Raw genomic sequence first — 17,218 nt, 5'->3', positions numbered from 1 at the left:
GAGGCTCGGGGCCGAGCCTCAGCCCTGCGGCCCGGGTCCGCGGCTCAGGTCTGCGCCCGGGTCCGCGGCTCAGGTCCGCGGCTCAGGTCCGCGGCTCAGGTCTGCGGCTTCGCGACGATCGTGCCGTTCCGGACCTCGACGGAGAGCGGGGTCAGCGGTGCCACCGCCGGCTCGCGCAGCACCTTGCCGGTGGTGGCGTCGAACTCGCTCCCGTGGCACGGGCAGATCAGCTTCGTCCCCTTCAGCTGGTTGATGGGACAGCTCGCGTGCGTGCAGAGGGTGCTGTACGCCGTGAAGGAGCCGTCGTCGCCCCGGCTGACGACGACGTTGTGGTCCCAGTACAGCTTGCTGCTCCCCCGGGCGACCTCGCTCTCCGCGCCGAGTTCGACGGGCCCGGCCAACTGCGAGGGCCGCTCCTCGCCTCCCCCGCAGGCGGTGAGGCCGAGTCCGGCCACAGGAGTGAGGGCCATGCCTCTCAGAACGGTGCGGCGGCTCGCGGCGGATCGGCCGGACATCGGGATCTCCACTGGTCGGACGGCGGTACGGGGCGACCTTACCGGGGGCGGTCCCTCCGGCCGCCGGGCGGGGAGCGGGTGAGGACGGCGGGACGGGACATGGCCCGCACGAGAGTGCGTAAACGCTTGCGCAAACGTTTACGTCTGCCGCCGGATGGGATAGCTTCCCCGTCACGGAGCCGCGGCGGGCACCCGCGTCGGCCGGTACGCGAAGGGAGTGGGCGATGGCGACCATGACGGACGTGGCGCGGTGCGCCGGGGTCTCGGTCGCGACCGTCTCGCACGTCCTGAACGGCACACGGCCGGTCCTCCCGCACACCCGCCAGGCGGTCCTGGACGCCGTCGAGGAGCTCGGCTACACCCCGAACACACTGGCCCGCTCACTGGTGACCTCCCGGACCCGCTCGATCGGGCTCGCGGTGTCGGCGATCAGCAACCCGTACTTCACCGAGATCCTCCAGGGCGTCGAGGCGGCCGCCCTGGAGTACGGCTACAGCCTGCTCATCGCCGATCCGCACGACGACCCCGAGCACGAGCGCAAGGTCGTGCAGCTGCTGCACGAGCGGCGGGTGGAGGGCGTGATCGTCGCGCCGTCCTCCCAGCCGCGCGCGCTGCTCGCCTACCTCGGGCGCCATCGCGTACCGGCCGTCCTCCTCGACCGGGTGGTCGAGAGCTCCGGGGAGGACGGCCCGCCCTTCGACCAGGTCTGCGCCGAGAACACGGAACCGACGGTCCGGCTGGTCACGCACCTCGCCGGGCTCGGCCACCGCCGGATCGCCCTGGTCGCGGGGCGGCCCGGGTTCAGCACCACCGCCGAGCGGATCGCCGGGTACCGGCACGGCCTCGCCGGTGCGGGGCTGCCGTTCGACGCACGGCTCCTGGCGCACGGCGACTCCGAGTCGGCCGGCGCCGAACGGGCCACCGGTGACCTGCTCTCCCTCGGCGCTCCCCCGACCGCGCTGGTCACCGGGAACAACGCCATGACGCTCGGCGCGCTGCGCGCCCTGCGCGCCCACGGGCTCTCCGTGCCCGGGGACATCGCGCTGTGCTGCTTCGACGACTTCGCCTGGGCGGACCTGTTCTCCCCCCGGCTCACCGCGATCGCCCAGCCCGGCAGGGACATCGGCGCCCGTGCCGTCCAGGTGCTCCTGGACCGGCTCGCTGCACCGGACCGGCCCGCGCGGACCGAACGGCTCTCCTGCGCCTTCGTGCACCGCACGTCCTGCGGCTGTCCGGACCCCCGGGACCCCCCTGAGCGGCCTGCGCAGTCCCCGTAGCCCCTATGGCCTCGGCGCACACAGCAGACCCACCACGGCGGATCCAGTGGCCGACAACCCAGCAACCCGACAAGCCGGCGACCCGGCACCCCGACAACCCGTGAAAGGGGCCCCTCGTGATCGTCGTAGCCGGTGAGGCACTGATCGACCTGGTACCGCAGGGCGCGGGTGCGCTCGCGGCGCTGACGCCGGCGCTCGGTGGCGGCCCCTACAACACGGCGGTGGCGCTGGGCCGTCTCGGCTCCCCCGTCGCCTTCTGCTCCCGGGTGTCCCGCGACGCCTTCGGCGAGGCGCTGCTGGACCGGCTGCGGGAGACCGGCGTGGTGGTGTCGCCGGTGCAGCGCGGTGACGAGCCGACGACGCTCGCCGTCGCCACGGTCGCGGCGGACGGCTCGGCGGTCTACTCCTTCTACGTGGAGGGGACGGCGGACCGGCTGTTCACGGTGCCGGACGCTCTGCCGGCCGGCACCCGCGCGGTGTCCTTCGGCACCTGCTCCCTCGTGCTGGAGCCGGGGGCGACCGCGTACGAGGAGCTGATGCGCACCGCCCACGCGCGCGGTGTGTTCACCGCGCTGGATCCCAACATCCGGCCGGGGCTGATCCCGGACCCCGACGCCTACCGGGCCCGGTTCCTGAGCTGGCTGCCCTCGGTGTCGCTGCTGAAGCTGTCCGAGGAGGACGCCCGGTGGCTCGGCGGCACGCCCGCGCGGTGGCTGGCGGCCGGTCCGGCGGCGGTCGTGGTCACCCGGGGCGGTGACGGGCTGACCGTGTTCACCCGGGAGGGCGGCGAGTACTCCGTGCCGGGTGAGCGGGTCGAGGTGGTGGACACGATCGGCGCGGGCGACACCGTCAACGCGGCACTGCTGCACGGCCTGGCGGCCCGGGGCGCGCTCAGCGGGCGGGGGGCTGCCGCGCTGGGCGCGGACGGCTGGCGGGAGCTGCTCGGCTTCGCGGCGCGCGCGGCGGCGATCACCTGCTCACGCGCGGGCGCCGAGCCTCCGTACGCCCACGAACTGGACGGCTGAGCCCCTGTCCGAGGCGTGATCCGCCGGACGGGCCGCAAGCACCGCAAGTGCCGTAAAGCCTTCGAGCCGTGCCCCGCGGGGTTCTCCCGCGGGGCACGGCTCGTCCACCGCCTTCGCACTGTCCGACCGGACGGATCCGGGTCCGGGCCCGGGCCCGCCGGGTCGTTCGTGCCGGGGGCGCGGATCAGGCCTTGGCCGTCCCCTTCCCGGTGGCCTTGGCGGCGGCGGTCTTGGCGGCCGTCTTCTTCGCCGGGGCCTTCTTCGCCGCCGCCTTGCGCGGGGCCCGCATCGGGGCGGCGTCGCTGATCCGGTCCGCGCCGAGGACGTCGCGCAGGAACTTGCCGGTGTGGCTGGTCGAGACCGCGGCCACCTGCTCGGGCGTGCCCTCCGCGACGACCAGGCCGCCACCGGAACCGCCCTCGGGGCCCATGTCGACGACCCAGTCGGCGGTCTTGATCACGTCGAGGTTGTGCTCGATGACGATGACCGTGTTGCCCTTGTCGACCAGGCCGGACAGGACGGTCAGCAGCTTGCTGATGTCCTCGAAGTGCAGTCCGGTGGTCGGCTCGTCCAGGACGTAGACCGTGCGGCCGGTGGAGCGCCGCTGCAGCTCGCTCGCGAGCTTCACCCGCTGGGCCTCGCCGCCCGACAGGGTGGTGGCCGCCTGGCCGAGCCGGACGTACCCGAGACCGACGTCGTGGAGCGTCTTCATGTGACGGGAGATCGCCGGGACGGCCTCGAAGAAGTGCATGGCCTCCTCGATCGGCATGTTCAGGACGTCGGCGACGGACTTGCCCTTGTAGTGGACCTCCAGGGTCTCCCGGTTGTAGCGGGCGCCGTGGCAGACCTCGCACGGGACGTACACGTCCGGGAGGAAGTTCATCTCGATCTTGATGGTGCCGTCGCCCGCGCAGTTCTCGCAGCGGCCGCCCTTGACGTTGAAGGAGAAGCGGCCGGGCAGGTAGCCGCGGACCTTCGCCTCGGCCGTCTCGGCGAACAGCTTGCGGACGTGGTCGAAGACGCCGGTGTACGTCGCCGGGTTGGAGCGCGGGGTGCGGCCGATGGGCGACTGGTCGACGTGCACGACCTTGTCGACCAGGTCGTCGCCGTCCACGCGTGTGTGCCGGCCGGGGACGCTGCGGGCGCCGTTCAGCTCGCGGGCCAGGTGGGTGTACAGGATGTCGTTGACCAGCGTGGACTTGCCGGAGCCGGAGACGCCGGTGACCGCGGTGAACACGCCGAGAGGGAAGGACACCTCGATGTCCCGCAGGTTGTTCTCACGGGCGCCGTGCACCGTGAGGAGACGCGACGGGTCGAACGGGCGGCGGATCTCCGGCAGCGGGATGGCCTTCCGGCCGGACAGGTACTGGCCGGTCTGCGACTCGGTGTTCTCGAGCAGCTCCTTGAGGGCTCCGCTGTGCACGACCTTGCCGCCGTGCTCACCGGCGCCCGGGCCGATGTCGACGATCCAGTCGGCGACCTTGATGGTGTCCTCGTCGTGCTCGACGACGATGAGCGTGTTGCCCATGTCGCGGAGCCTGACCAGGGTCTCGATCAGCCGGTGGTTGTCGCGCTGGTGCAGGCCGATGGACGGCTCGTCGAGGACGTAGAGGACGCCGACGAGACCGGAGCCGATCTGGGTGGCCAGGCGGATGCGCTGGGCCTCGCCGCCGGAGAGGGTGCCCGCCGCGCGGTTCAGCGAGAGGTAGTCGAGGCCGACGTCGACCAGGAACCGCAGCCGCTCGTTGACCTCCTTCAGCACGCGCTCGGCGATCTTCTTGTCGCGGGCGGAGAGCTTCATCGCGCCCAGGAAGTCCGCGCACTCGCTGATCGACATGGCCGAGACCTCGGCGATCGACTTCCCCATGACCGTGACGGCGAGAACGATCGGCTTGAGGCGGGTGCCTTCGCAGGAGGGGCAGGCGACCTCGCGCATGTAGCCCTCGAAGCGCTCGCGGCTGGCATCGGTCTCGGCCTCGCTGTGCCGGCGCTTGACGAAGGGGAGGGCGCCCTCGAAGGCCGTCGTGTACCGGCGCTCGCGTCCGTACCGGTTGCGGTAGCGGACCTCGACCTGGGTCTTGTGGCCGTGGAGCAGGGCCTTCTTGGCGCGCTGCGGCAGGCCGGCGAAGGGGATGTCCGTGCGGAAGCCCAGCGCGTCGGCGAGGGCTCCGATCAGCCGGGCGAAGTAGTCCTTGGTCTGGCCGTGCGACCAGGGGTGGATGGCACCCTCGTCGAGACTCTTGTCCGGGTCGGGGACGATCAGCTCCGGGTCGACCTCCATGCGCGTGCCGATGCCGGAGCATTCGGGGCAGGCGCCGAAGGGCGAGTTGAAGGAGAAGGAGCGGGGCTCCAGCTCCTCGAAGGACAGGTCGTCGTACGGGCAGTACAGGTGCTCGGAGAACATGCGCTCGCGCTCGGGGTCGTCCTCGGGGAGGTCGACGAAGTCGAGCACGACCATGCCGCCGGACAGGCCGAGCGCGGTCTCGACGGAGTCGGTGAGGCGGCGCTTGGCGCTTTCCTTCACGGTGAGGCGGTCGACGACCACCTCGACGGTGTGCTTCTCCTGCTTCTTCAGCGTGGGCGGGGTGGCGAGCTGGACGGTCTCGCCGTCCACCCTCGCGCGGGAGTAGCCCTTGGTCTGGAGGTCGGCGAAGAGGTCGACGAACTCGCCCTTGCGCTCCCGTACCAGCGGCGACAGCACCTGGAAGCGGCTGCCCTCCGGCAGCTCCAGCACCCGGTCGACGATGGCCTGCGGCGACTGGCGCGAGATGGGCCGGGAGCACTGGGGGCAGTGCGGCTTGCCGATGCGCGCGAAGAGCAGCCGCAGGTAGTCGTAGACCTCGGTGATGGTGCCGACGGTGGAGCGCGGGTTGCGCGAGGTCGACTTCTGGTCGATGGAGACGGCCGGGGACAGTCCCTCGATGAAGTCGACGTCCGGCTTGTCCATCTGGCCGAGGAACTGCCGGGCGTACGAGGAGAGCGACTCCACGTAGCGCCGCTGTCCCTCGGCGAAGATCGTGTCGAAGGCCAGCGAGGACTTGCCCGACCCCGACAGGCCCGTGAAGACGATGAGCGAGTCGCGCGGGAGGTCGAGCGAGACATTCTTGAGGTTGTGCTCGCGCGCTCCACGGACGATGAGACGGTCGGCCACGCGGGTCCGCACCTTTCTGAGAGAAGTGACAGGGGCGGGGCCCCCGTGTCTTCTCACACTAGGGCGAGCCACTGACAACGCCGGTCGGATTCACGGGTTGACAACAATCCCCGGCTCTCCAGCATGCCCGACGCCGCGCACGAGCTTATAGCACGTGCATTCGATTCACGGCCTTCCTTCGCCGCCTTCACCCGAAGGGGTGACGGGGCTAGGGTCGGCGCCATGATGGATCACGCTCATGACCTGGTGTCTGTACACGACGCGACCGAACGGCTGCTCAGCGCGGTCGCCGCACTGGACAACGCCACTGTGACGCAGACGTCACGGCTTCCGGCCTGGACCCGTGGACACGTCCTGGCTCACCTCGCGCGCAACGCGGACGCCCTGGTGAACGTCCTGGAGGGGCGTCCGATGTACGTCTCCGGCGCCGCCCGGGAGGCCGACATCGAGCGGGACGCCCCGCGCCCCCTCGACGTCCAGCTCGCCGACGTACGGGAGAGCGCGGCCCGCTTCCAGGAGGCGGGCGCGGTTCCGGCGGACTGGTCGCGCACGGTGGAGCTGCGCAACGGGATCACCGACCGGGCGGAGCGGTTGCCCTTCCGGCGCTGGGTCGAGGTGGAACTGCACCACGTGGACCTCGGTATCGGCTACGACCTGGAGGATCTCCCGGCGGAGTTCACCGAGCGGGAGATCGACTTCCTGGCGGCGCGGTTCGGGGGTCACCAGGACGTGCCTACGACGCGGCTGGCCAGCGCCGACGGCCGGACCTGGACCACGGGCGGCGGTGCGCGGGGCGGCCCGGTCGCGGTCGAGGGTCCGGCCGCCGAACTGCTCGGCTGGCTCGCCGGACGCCGTGACGGCTCGGGGCTGACGGTGACGTCCGGCACCCTGCCCGCCCTCCCCCCGCTATAGGCTGGCCGTCATGACGTACAGCGGGCGTGTGACGGTCGGCGGACCGGCCGACGTGCACGAACTCAAGGACCTGATGATCACCAAGGTCGCCGTCGGGCCCATGGGCAACAACGCCTATCTGCTGCGCTGCCGGGCCACCGACGAGCAGTTGCTGATCGACGCGGCCAACGACGCGGACGCCCTGCTGGGCACGATCGGTGACGACGGCATCGCGTCCGTCGTCACCACGCACCGGCACGGCGACCACTGGCAGGCGCTCGCCCAGGTGGTGGCGGCCACCGGTGCCCGCACCCACGCGGGCCGGGAGGACGCCGAGGGCATCCCGGTGCCGACGGACGTCCTGGTCGACGACGGTGACACGATCCGGGTGGGACGGGTGGAACTCACCGCGCGCCATCTCGTCGGCCACACACCCGGCTCGATCGCCCTCGTCTACGACGATCCGCACGGGCATCCCCACGTGTTCACCGGGGACTGCCTGTTCCCGGGCGGTGTGGGCAACACCCACAAGGACCCGGAGGCGTTCGCCGCCCTGATCCACGACGTCGAGACGAAGATCTTCGACGTGCTCCCCGACGAGACCTGGGTCTACCCCGGGCACGGCGACGACACCACGCTGGGCGCGGAGCGCCCGCAGCTCCCCGGATGGCGCGCGCGGGGCTGGTGAGCGGCGGCCTGGTGTCCCGGCACGGGCGCCGGCCCGGGTGAGCCCCGTCCTCCGCGGCGGATTCCAGGGGGCGGGGCCTACGCCCGTGCCCGTCCGGGGCCGGCCAGCGCCGCGATCCGCTCCACCGCGAACACGTACCCCTGCACCCCGCATCCCGCGATGACCCCGTCGGCCCGCAGCGAGACGTAGGAGTGGTGCCGGAAGGACTCCCGACGGTGGATGTTGGAGATGTGGACCTCCACCACGGGCAGGCCGTCGCAGGTGTTGAGGGCGTCCAGGATGGCGACGGAGGTGTGCGAGTAGGCACCGGGGTTGATCACGATGCCGCAGTGGTTCAGCCTCGCCTCGTGGATCCAGTCCACCAGCTCGCCCTCGTGATTGGACTGCCGCAGGTCCACCGTGCCTCCGTGTGCGCCTGCCGCCCCGGCGCACAGCGTCTCCACGTCGGCGAGCGTCTCGGAGCCGTAGATCTCCGGCTGACGCTGCCCGAGCAGGTTCAGATTGGGGCCGTTGAGAATCATGATCGGGGCATCGGCCAGGCTGCGGTGCACAGTTCCTCCGGTCCGTTCGGACAAGGTCGCAAAGAGAATGACGCGGGCCGCGGCGGCCGTCACCGGGACGCCGCTCGGACCGGTCTATCACGGTCCCGCGGGCGGCTGCCCCGGGGCCGGTGCGTCCATGGAACCGCCTCCGGGTGGGGGTGCGCCGGAGCGTGGGTCTGCGCCGGACACGCCCCCGCCCGGAGGCGGTTTCCGAAATAGGCCCTACGGGTTGATCGCCAGTTCGAGATAGGCCGCGAGGATCACCAGGTGCACCCCGCCCTGGAGCGGTGTGGCCCGGCCGGGGCGAACGGTCAGGGCGCCGACCACCACGGTCAGGGTGAGCAGCACCATATGGGTGTTGCCGAGGCCCAGGACGAGCGGGCCGGAGAGCCAGAGGGAGGCTATCGCGACCGCGGGGATGGTCAGGCCGATGCTGGCCATCGCGGAGCCGAGGGCGAGATTCACACTGGTCTGCACCCGGTTGCGCTGCGCCGCGCGCACCGCGGCGATGGTCTCGGGCAGCAGGACCAGCAATGCGATGATCACACCGACGACGGCGTGGGGCAGCCCGGCCGACTTGACACCGGACTCGATGGCGGGCGAGACGCCTTTGGCCAGACCGACCACTCCGACCAGGGCCAGGCCGAGCAGTCCGAGGCTGATCATGGCGGTGCGGGTGGAGGGCGCGTCCGCGTGCTCGTCCTCCGGTTCCACGACCGGCTTGGGCTTGCCGGGCTTGACCACGGGCAGGAAGTAGTCACGGTGCCGGACGGTCTGCGTCGCGACGAACAAGCCGTAGAGGATCAGCGAGGTGACCGCGGCGAAGGTGAGCTGCACCCCGGAGAACTCCGGGCCGGGCTTGCTGGTGGTGAACGTCGGCAGTACCAGGGTGAGGCCCGCCAGCGTGGCCACCGTGGCGAGCGCCGCGCCGGCGCCTTCCGGATTGAAGGTGGCCGTGCCGTGCCGCAGCGAGCCGACCAGGAGACTCACGCCGAGGATGCCGTTGCAGGTGATCATCACGGCTGCGAAAACGGTGTCCCTGGCCAGGGACGCGGTATCGGGCCCGCCGTCGATCATCAGGGTGACGATCAGCGCGACCTCGATGATCGTGACGGCGACCGCGAGGACCAGTGAGCCGAAGGGCTCACCGACCCGGTGGGCCACCACCTCCGCATGGTGCACCGCGGCCAGCACGGCTGCCGCCAGCACCACGACCGCCACGGCGATGACCGCGCCGGACAGTTTGGTCCCCCAGGTCAGAGCCAGGAGAACCACTGCGAGCACGGGCACCAGGTGCGTCCACCGCTCGCCGATCGTTCTGAACCAACCGATCATGCGCGGCTCTCAGACGTGAAGGAACCCCGGCCTTCGGCCACTCGACGCTCTGTGGACCCGCCTGTCGTACTGATCACTTTCACATCCACACCATCACCAGATATCGGTTCGTGCGAGCGGTCCCGCCGCTGTCCGGCGGCTCCGGTCCCTCGCGTGCTCCCTGTCGTTCCGAGGTTGTCGTGGTCGCGCATGATCTCCTCTGCTGGCCGCAGGGACGGCCCTTGGCGGACGGCGGTGAGCGTGAGCGGCCGCTCTTTTGCCGGTTGGGTGTGATCGTCCGGCACGAGACAGGCAGATGCCGGGAGCGGTGCGCGACTCCGTGTCGCGCCCCGCTCCCGGGATGGTCTGTCCGTTTCCGGACGGACGGGTCAGACGTCGATGCTGTCCTTGGCGGTGCCCTCGCCCCGGCCCGCCTCGGCCTGGTCCTTCAGGGCCTGCTTCTTGGAGGCCCTGAGGCTGGTGATCGTGGTGACGACGAGGACGCCGCAGATCACGCCCAGCGACACCGGGATGCTGATCTCCGGAACATGGACCCCGGACTCGTGCAGTGCGTGCAGCACCAGCTTCACGCCGATGAAGCCGAGAATGATCGACAGGCCGTAGGACAGGTGGACCAGCTTCCGCAGCAGACCGCCGATGAGGAAGTACAGCTGGCGCAGACCCATGAGGGCGAACGCGTTCGCGGTGAACACGATGTACGGGTCCTGGGTCAGACCGAAGATCGCGGGGATCGAGTCGAGCGCGAAGAGCACGTCCGTGGTGCCGATGGCGAGCATCACGACCAGCATCGGGGTCATGACCCGCTTGCCGTTCTGCTCGATCCACAGCTTGGTCCCGTGGTACCGGTCGGCCACGCCGAACCTGCGCTCGGCGGCCTTGAGGAGCTTGTTCTCCTCGAACTCCTCGTCCTCCTCGTCGGCGCGGGCCTCCTGGATGAGCTTCCAGGCCGTGTAGATCAGGAAGGCGCCGAAGATGTAGAAGACCCACGAGAAGCTGGCGATGATCGCGGCGCCCGCGGCGATGAAGATCGTCCGCAGCACCAGGGCGATGAGCACACCGACGAGAAGCACCCGCTGCTGGTACTGCGTCGGCACCGCGAACTTCGCCATGATCAGGACGAAGACGAACAGGTTGTCGACGCTCAGCGACTTCTCGGTGATGTAGCCGGCGAAGAACTCTCCCGCGGGTTGTCCCCCGCCGAAGATCAGCAGGCCGATCCCGAAGAGCACGGCCAGGACGATCCAGACGATGGTCCAGATCCCGGCTTCCTTGACGGAAACGTCGTGCGGCTTGCGGCCGATGAAGAAGTCGATCGAGATGAGGGCGGCGAGGCCCACGACAGTCAGGACCCAAAGGGTCGAGGAAACATCCACTGCGCCTCCGGCAGATACGTCTCACGGAAAATGTCAGCGTCGTCGCTGCCGGAGGTCTCTTCCACCCAGGTCTGTCAGCGCTTGCCAGCGCCAGGACAAACCTATGGGCCGACGCCCCGGGACCAGGCCTGATCCGTATTGACGGGGTCGCCGCACAGACGGGGAGTACTCCCCTCCGTGTTCAAAACTTTACCCCCATCACCAAGGTTTGGTAAAGAGCGAGGTAAAAGAAATCCCAAAGCGGCAGGTGGAGGGCGGTCGTACGAGGGCATGGTCCAGGAGATGGGACGCCGGCGCCGCGTTTACGGACGCACGGTCACGGATTCCCGGTCAGGGGCGCCATGTCCGGCGGGCCTCGGCGACCCGGGTGAGCACCTGCTGGAGGACCTGGCTGCCCGGGGGTACGAGGGGTGGCTCATACGTCCAGGCGTGGCCGACCCACGGGTCGGCCAGATGACTGTCGGCCACCGGGGTCAGCCGCAGCAGGGAACGCCACAGGGGGTCCAGCAGCGGGCCGTACCCGGCGGACTCCTCGCGGTCGGCGACCATCATCAGGTGGACGCCGACGGACGGGCCCTCGTCGGCGAGGTAACGCAGCTGGTTCACGGCTCGGTCGTCGAAACCGTGCGGGAAGTCGTTGACGACCAGCAGCTGCTGGGAGGGGTCGAAGCCGGGTGGCAGGGAGTCGGCGGCTCCGCCGCGCAGCGCCATCTGCACCAGGTCGACCCGCTGGGTGAGCCGGCCCAGGACATCCGCGACGCCCGCGGCGCCCCGGGCGGGCGGGGCCGCCAGCACACCGCTCCGCGTCAGCGGTGCCAGCGACTGCGCGCCCGACCCGGCCGGGTCGACGACGTGCACGGTGAACTCTCCCGCCGGGTAGACGGCGAGCAGGCGTGCCGCGTGGGTCACCGCCGTCTCCATGGCGAGGCGCCGCATGTCGTGGGCATCGGTGAACGACTCGTCCAGGGCGTCGGTGCGGCCGCTGTCGATCCACAGGCCGCGCTCCAGCGGCAGCCGGAGCAGCATGGGGATGCGTATCCGGTCGGCCTCGGGCAGCCGGAGGTCACCCAGGCGCAGCGCCATGGGAATCTCCATCGGCACCCGGTAGGCGTGCCAGACGGGGCTGTCCCAGCGGGCGTACGCCGGGGGCAGGGCGGGTTCGACGACCTCGGCCTCGGCGACGAGCTGGGCGAGGTCACGGTCGAGGGCCTCCCTCGCCCGGTCGACGAGCTCGGCCTGCCGGGCCCCGGCCGCCGCGCGCGCCGCGTCGGCCTGGCCGCCGATCCGGCTGCGCGGGTCGGACAGGACCTGCTCCAGCTCCTTGTCCATGCGGGACTCGGCGAAGTCGACGGCGCTGCGGTAGGCGGCGGTGGTGCGGGCCAGGTCCTCGAACATGCCCCAGACCTGGTTGTAGAGCCGCTCCTCCATGGACCAGCCGGTCGCGTCGCCCGCGACGGGCTGCGCGGGCTGTCCCGGCGGCGCCGGGGGCGCGGTCGGTGGGGGCGGCGGCGGGGCGGCGCTCTGCCGGCGGGGGTGGCTGTAGTCGATCGGGCCGCCGGCCGTCGCCGCGGACGGATCCGCGGCTCCCCCGGGGTACGCCGGCTGCGGGCCGCCCTGGCCCGGCGATCCGGCCGGCCGGCCGTCGTACGCGGGCGGCACGGGGCCGGGAACACCCTGAGGTGCGGTGCCGGTGCTCTGGTCGGGGTGGTGGGCCGGGGTGGCCGTCCGGCGTGAACGGTCGCCGTCGGAGGGGCGGGGCGGGGGCGCCTGCACGGAGCGGGCGAGACCCGTGGTGACCGCTTCCTCGATGCTGCCCGCGAGCTGCTGTGCCTGGGGCAGTGCCTGGTCGGTGAGAAGTTCGGCCAGGCCGCCGGCGTACCCCTGGCCGACCGCGCGCACCTTCCAGGCTCCCTGGCGCCGGTAGAGCTCCAGGGCGATGACGGCCGTCTCGGCTTCCAGGCCGGTGATGGTGTAGCTGGCCACTTCGGTGCCGTCCAGCCCGGTGACCGCGACGAAGGGTGCGGCGACGGCGCCGAAGCGGGTGGGGCCCCGGCCGCCGGCGAGGGCGGGCAGGGCGAGCAGCACGCCGACGCGGTGGACCGCGTCGGCCAGGGCGTCCAGGTCCACCGCGAGCCGGTGGTCGGCCGCGGCCTGCCGCGACACCTCCAGGCCGGGCCGGGTGGGTGCGCCCGGGTGGGCCACCCACTCCATCCCGTGGATCCTGCCGTCCTCGTCGCCGAGCGCGGCCACGGTCACGACCGGTGTGCCGGCCGAGACCCGGATCTCGAGACGGGACTGGGAGAGGGGGTGGTTCTGTCCCCGCACCAGCTCAGCCGTCATCGCCCTCGTCCCCCTGTGTCGCGTGCTTCGCGTGTGCCGCTCGTGTTCCGTCGTGCGTGACGTGCCGCTGGTGACGTGCCGCTCGCTGCGTCACCTGTGATGGTCCGGGCACCGCTCACCGGCCCCGACGGGTCCGGCCGGCGTTCGGGGGCCGCGGGTGCTCGGCCGGGTGCCGCTGCGGATGCTCAGAGCACCGGCAGGATCGCCGGCATGAGGTCCTGGAAGGTGCGGCCGTTGGCCGGGTTGCCGAGGGCCGTCATCGTCCAGCCCGTGCCCGAGCGGTGCACCTTCGCCATGAGCTGGGCCGTGTAGGCGCCGCCGCCGGCCAGGGTGTAGCGGGCGAGTTCCTCGCCGTTGGTCTCGTCGACGAGACGGCAGAACGCGTTCTGCACCTCCTGGAAGGTCTGGCCCGTGAAGGAGTTCACGGTGAAGACGATCTGGTCGATGTGGACCGGGACGCGGGACAGGTCGACGAGGATGGCCTCGTCGTCGCCGCCCTGGCCGACACCGCCGACGAGGTTGTCGCCGGTGTGGCGCACGGAGCCGTCGTCGCTCACCAGGTGGCGGAAGAAGACGACGTCGACCGGCTGCTTGTCCGCGAACAGGACGGCGGAGGCGTCCAGGTCGATCTCCCGGGTACGCGAGCCGAACAGGCCGCGGCGGGGAGCCGCCTGCCAGCCGAGACCCATACGGACCGCGGTCAGGCTGCCGCCGTCGTTCTTCTGCAGACTGATGGCCTGACCCTTGGTCATGTTGACGGTCACGCGCTGATTCCCCTCTCGGACTTTCCCCTGTTGCCGCGAAACCGCGGATGAACCAGAACCCTACGCAGGAGCACCGACGGTGACGCACCCCGGTTCGCACTTTGTGTCGGTCTTGCAACACAGTCCGTGCCGGACGGGCGCCGGGCCGGAAGACGGCGCCGTCAGGACAGCCCCACCTCCCGCATCTGCCGCAACTCCTTCTTCATCTCGGAGACCTCGTCGCGCAGCCGGGCCGCGATCTCGAACTGGAGGTCCGCGGCGGCGGCCCGCATCCGCGCGGTGAGTTCCTCGATCTCCCCGGCGAGCTCCGCCGCGGGCCGGTCGGTGGGCACCGGCTCGGCACCCTTGGCCCTGCCCTTCGCGCCCTTGGCCGCCTTGGTGCCGAGCGCGGGCACGGGGGCCTTGGCCCCGCCGCCGTCCTTCTTGGCCTGGCGGTAGCCGGAGCCCAGCAGCTGCTCGGTGTCGATGTCCTCGCGGGCGATCTGGGAGACGATGTCGTTGATCTTCTTGCGGAGCGGCTGGGGGTCGATGCCCTTCGCCCGGTTGTAGGCGACCTGCTTCTCCCGGCGGCGGTTGGTCTCGTCGATGGCCTTCTCCATCGCCGGGGTGATCTTGTCCGCGTACATGTGGACCTGGCCGGAGACATTGCGCGCGGCACGGCCGATGGTCTGGATCAGGGAGGTGCCGGAGCGCAGGAAGCCCTCCTTGTCCGCGTCGAGGATCGCGACCAGGGACACCTCGGGCAGGTCGAGTCCCTCACGCAGCAGGTTGATGCCGACGAGGACGTCGTACTCGCCGCTGCGCAGCTCCCGGAGCAGCTCGACGCGGCGCAGGGTGTCGACGTCACTGTGGAGGTAGCGCACCTGGATGCCGAGTTCGAGGAAGTAGTCGGTGAGGTCCTCGGCCATCTTCTTGGTGAGCGTGGTCACCAGGACGCGCTCGTCCTTCTCGACGCGCGAGCGGATCTCGTGCACCAGGTCGTCGATCTGGCCCTCGGTGGGCTTGACGACGACCTCGGGGTCGACCAGGCCGGTGGGGCGGATGATCTGCTCGACGACGCCGTCCGAGCGGGAGAGTTCGTACTGGCCGGGGGTGGCCGAGAGGTACACGGCCTGGTCGATGCGCTCCTGGAACTCCTCCCACTTCAGCGGGCGGTTGTCCAGGGCGGACGGGAGCCGGAAGCCGTGGTCGACGAGGGTGCGCTTGCGGGAGGCGTCGCCCTCGTACATGGCGCCGATCTGCGGCACGGTGACGTGCGACTCGTCGATGACGAGGAGGAAGTCGTCCGGGAAGTAGTCCATCAGGGTGTTCGGCGGGGAGCCGGGCAGGCGGCCGTCGAAGTGCATCGAGTAGTTCTCGACGCCGGAGCAGCTGCCGATCTGGCGGAGCATCTCGAGGTCGTAGGTGGTGCGCATCCGCAAACGCTGGGCCTCCAGGAGCTTGCCCTGCTTCTCCAGCTCGGCGAGGCGCCCGGTGAGTTCCTTCTCGATGTCGTTGACGGCCCGCTCCATGCGTTCGGGGCCGGCGACGTAGTGGGAGGCCGGGAAGACGTACAGCTGCTGGTCGTCGCTGATGATCTCGCCGGTGACCGGGTGGAGCGTGGAGAGCGCCTCGATCTCGTCGCCGAACATCTCGATGCGGACGGCGAGCTCCTCGTAGACCGGGAAGATCTCGATGGTGTCGCCGCGGACGCGGAAGGTGCCCCGGGTGAAGGCCATGTCGTTGCGCGTGTACTGGATGTCCACGAAGCGGCGCAGCAGCTCGTCCCGGTCGAATTCCTCGCCGACGCGGAGCGGCACCATGCGGTCCACGTACTCCTGCGGGGTGCCGAGGCCGTAGATGCAGGAGACGGAGGCGACCACGACGACGTCGCGGCGGGTGAGCAGGGAGTTGGTCGCGGAGTGGCGCAGCCGCTCGACCTCCTCGTTGACCGAGGAGTCCTTTTCGATGTAGGTGTCCGACTGCGGGACGTACGCCTCGGGCTGGTAGTAGTCGTAGTACGAGACGAAGTATTCGACCGCGTTGTTCGGGAGCAGCTCGCGGAACTCGTTGGCCAGCTGGGCGGCCAGAGTCTTGTTCGGCGCCATGACCAGGGTGGGGCGCTGGAGCTTCTCGATCATCCACGCGGTGGTGGCGGACTTGCCGGTGCCGGTCGCACCCAGGAGGACGACGTCCTTCTCGCCTGCTTCGATGCGCCGGGCGAGGTCGGCGATGGCCGTCGGCTGGTCGCCGCTGGGCTGGAAGGGACTGACGACCTCGAAGGGCGCCACCGTGCGTTCGATCTGGGAAACGGGCCGCATGTCACCCACGGTACGACCCTCCACTGACAACGGGTTCCGGTCAGCGTTTCTGCGGGGTGCGGGTGCGGTGCTCGACGGGGCCGCGGGCACGCGGCCGCAGGCGGGTCGGGTGCGTCGGGGAGGAGTGGTGCCGGGGGTGGGCGGGGATGCCGGGCTTGTGCTCGACGGGCGCCGGGCCGGCCCGGCCCGTGACCAACAGCGGGTCGAAGATCACCACGATGCCGGCCAGGACCAGGAGGGCGAGCGGGCCGAGCATCATGGGCGCGAGCAGGGCGGCCGCGGATTCTCCCGTGGCGGGGTCGGCCGTCCCGTGGACGTGGACCTCCAGGGCGGCCATGCCGGTGTAGTGCATGCCGGTGACCGCGAGACCCATGACGACACTCGCACCCACGCTCCACAGGAAACCCTTGGCCTGCGCGGCCGCCCACAGGGCGGCGGTCGCGGCGGCCATGGCGATGACGACGGACGCGGCGACGGTGAGGGTGTTGTACTCCAGCTGTCCGTCGAGGCTCATGCTGGCCATGCCCAGGTAGTGCATGGAGGCGATGCCGAGCCCGGTGATGGTGCCACCGGTGAACAGGGCCGTTCCGGTGGCACCCCGGTAGCCGACGATGAAGATCCCGATCCCCACCATGACGACGGCGACGGCCAGGCTGGCGAACGTCATCAGACGGTCGTAGTGGATCGGTGTGCTCTCGATCGTGAAGCCCATCATCGCTATGAAGTGCATGGTCCATATGCCGGACCCGATGGCCCCCGAGCCCAGGGCGAGCCAGCCGGGGCGCCACGACCCGGTCACGACGAGCGGCCGGGTGGCGCATCTCAGCCCCAGGGCGCCGCCGAGGCAGGCCATGAGGAAGGCCACCACCGGTGTGACCAGACCGTAACTGAATCCGTCGACCATGCTCTGCATGCGCGGCTGTCCTTCCGCCCTTTGCGTCCCGGAATTCCGGTTGTAAACCCCCCTCCCAGGACCGCGTCGGCGGTCAGGGTTGACGCAGAGAGTATGACCTCACC

The 17,218-nt window shown here is 70.8% G+C and carries 13 protein-coding genes; 4 read left to right on the top strand and 9 right to left on the bottom strand.

Annotated features, from left to right (window positions below; all coding sequences use genetic code 11):
• Positions 1 to 95: 95 nt before the first annotated feature.
• On the bottom strand, positions 96 to 515 hold the full coding sequence (locus tag ACIF80_RS08340) for a Rieske (2Fe-2S) protein (protein WP_399800924.1): 420 nt from the start codon (positions 513 to 515) through the stop codon (positions 96 to 98).
• 224 nt (positions 516 to 739) lie between these two features.
• Between ACIF80_RS08340 and ACIF80_RS08335 the strand changes: the two genes are divergently transcribed.
• Both ACIF80_RS08335 and ACIF80_RS08330 read left to right on the top strand, forming a co-directional pair.
• Entirely contained in the window at positions 740 to 1,792 is a 1,053-nt protein-coding gene (locus tag ACIF80_RS08335; RefSeq protein WP_399800922.1) for a LacI family DNA-binding transcriptional regulator, read from the top strand.
• Between the two features lie 116 nt (positions 1,793 to 1,908).
• Positions 1,909 to 2,817, top strand: a complete 909-nt coding sequence (locus ACIF80_RS08330; RefSeq protein WP_399800919.1) for a carbohydrate kinase — start codon at positions 1,909 to 1,911, stop codon at positions 2,815 to 2,817.
• Between the two features lie 184 nt (positions 2,818 to 3,001).
• Here the strand turns inward: ACIF80_RS08330 and uvrA are convergent, their stop codons facing one another.
• Entirely contained in the window at positions 3,002 to 5,968 is a 2,967-nt protein-coding gene (uvrA, locus tag ACIF80_RS08325) for an excinuclease ABC subunit UvrA (RefSeq protein WP_399800916.1), read from the bottom strand.
• Between the two features lie 222 nt (positions 5,969 to 6,190).
• On the opposite strand from uvrA, the gene ACIF80_RS08320 reads away from it, so the two are divergent.
• Both ACIF80_RS08320 and ACIF80_RS08315 read left to right on the top strand, forming a co-directional pair.
• Complete coding sequence (locus ACIF80_RS08320) at positions 6,191 to 6,880, top strand: maleylpyruvate isomerase family mycothiol-dependent enzyme (protein ID WP_399800913.1); 690 nt, start codon at positions 6,191 to 6,193, stop codon at positions 6,878 to 6,880.
• Positions 6,881 to 6,890: 10 nt separating this feature from the next.
• The gene (locus ACIF80_RS08315) at positions 6,891 to 7,547 is read left to right on the top strand and encodes an MBL fold metallo-hydrolase (protein WP_399800910.1); all 657 of its coding nucleotides are present in this window, start codon (positions 6,891 to 6,893) and stop codon (positions 7,545 to 7,547) included.
• Between the two features lie 77 nt (positions 7,548 to 7,624).
• On the opposite strand, the gene aroQ is transcribed toward ACIF80_RS08315, so the two are convergent.
• From aroQ to ACIF80_RS08280, 7 genes are all read right to left on the bottom strand, one after another.
• A complete protein-coding gene (gene aroQ, locus ACIF80_RS08310; RefSeq protein WP_399800908.1) occupies positions 7,625 to 8,098 on the bottom strand; it encodes a type II 3-dehydroquinate dehydratase in 474 nt (157 codons plus the stop codon).
• Positions 8,099 to 8,311: 213 nt separating this feature from the next.
• Positions 8,312 to 9,424: a calcium:proton antiporter gene (locus tag ACIF80_RS08305; RefSeq protein ID WP_399800905.1), complete on the bottom strand. Its 1,113-nt coding sequence runs from the start codon at positions 9,422 to 9,424 to the stop codon at positions 8,312 to 8,314.
• A gap of 368 nt (positions 9,425 to 9,792) precedes the next feature.
• On the bottom strand, positions 9,793 to 10,797 hold the full coding sequence (locus tag ACIF80_RS08300) for a TerC/Alx family metal homeostasis membrane protein (RefSeq protein ID WP_399800902.1): 1,005 nt from the start codon (positions 10,795 to 10,797) through the stop codon (positions 9,793 to 9,795).
• 330 nt (positions 10,798 to 11,127) lie between these two features.
• Positions 11,128 to 13,137, bottom strand: coding sequence for a TerD family protein (locus ACIF80_RS08295; protein ID WP_399800900.1), 2,010 nt, complete (start codon positions 13,135 to 13,137; stop codon positions 11,128 to 11,130).
• 185 nt (positions 13,138 to 13,322) lie between these two features.
• Positions 13,323 to 13,901, bottom strand: a complete 579-nt coding sequence (locus ACIF80_RS08290) for a TerD family protein (protein WP_042166179.1) — start codon at positions 13,899 to 13,901, stop codon at positions 13,323 to 13,325.
• Positions 13,902 to 14,062: 161 nt separating this feature from the next.
• Positions 14,063 to 16,201 (bottom strand): excinuclease ABC subunit UvrB, encoded by a 2,139-nt coding sequence (gene uvrB / locus ACIF80_RS08285; RefSeq protein ID WP_399800897.1) that lies wholly within the window; start codon positions 16,199 to 16,201, stop codon positions 14,063 to 14,065.
• A 40-nt stretch (positions 16,202 to 16,241) separates the two neighbouring features.
• Entirely contained in the window at positions 16,242 to 17,114 is an 873-nt protein-coding gene (locus ACIF80_RS08280; protein ID WP_399800894.1) for an MHYT domain-containing protein, read from the bottom strand.
• Positions 17,115 to 17,218: the final 104 nt, after the last annotated feature.

Origin of the sequence: Streptomyces sp. NPDC085927 (assembly GCF_044540975.1) — a bacterium.
Taxonomy (GTDB): Bacteria; Actinomycetota; Actinomycetes; order Streptomycetales; family Streptomycetaceae; genus Streptomyces; species Streptomyces hirsutus.
This window is presented reverse-complemented; position numbering and strand designations above follow the sequence as displayed.

Coding starts and splice junctions, on each gene's coding strand:
- ACIF80_RS08340 (WP_399800924.1), bottom strand. CDS start 515: ATGTCCGGCCGATCCGCCGCGAGCCGCCGCACCGTTCTGAGAGGCATG.
- ACIF80_RS08335 (WP_399800922.1), top strand. CDS start 740: ATGGCGACCATGACGGACGTGGCGCGGTGCGCCGGGGTCTCGGTCGCG.
- ACIF80_RS08320 (WP_399800913.1), top strand. CDS start 6,191: ATGATGGATCACGCTCATGACCTGGTGTCTGTACACGACGCGACCGAA.
- ACIF80_RS08315 (WP_399800910.1), top strand. CDS start 6,891: ATGACGTACAGCGGGCGTGTGACGGTCGGCGGACCGGCCGACGTGCAC.
- ACIF80_RS08305 (WP_399800905.1), bottom strand. CDS start 9,424: ATGATCGGTTGGTTCAGAACGATCGGCGAGCGGTGGACGCACCTGGTG.
- ACIF80_RS08295 (WP_399800900.1), bottom strand. CDS start 13,137: ATGACGGCTGAGCTGGTGCGGGGACAGAACCACCCCCTCTCCCAGTCC.
- uvrB (WP_399800897.1), bottom strand. CDS start 16,201: ATGCGGCCCGTTTCCCAGATCGAACGCACGGTGGCGCCCTTCGAGGTC.
- ACIF80_RS08280 (WP_399800894.1), bottom strand. CDS start 17,114: ATGCAGAGCATGGTCGACGGATTCAGTTACGGTCTGGTCACACCGGTG.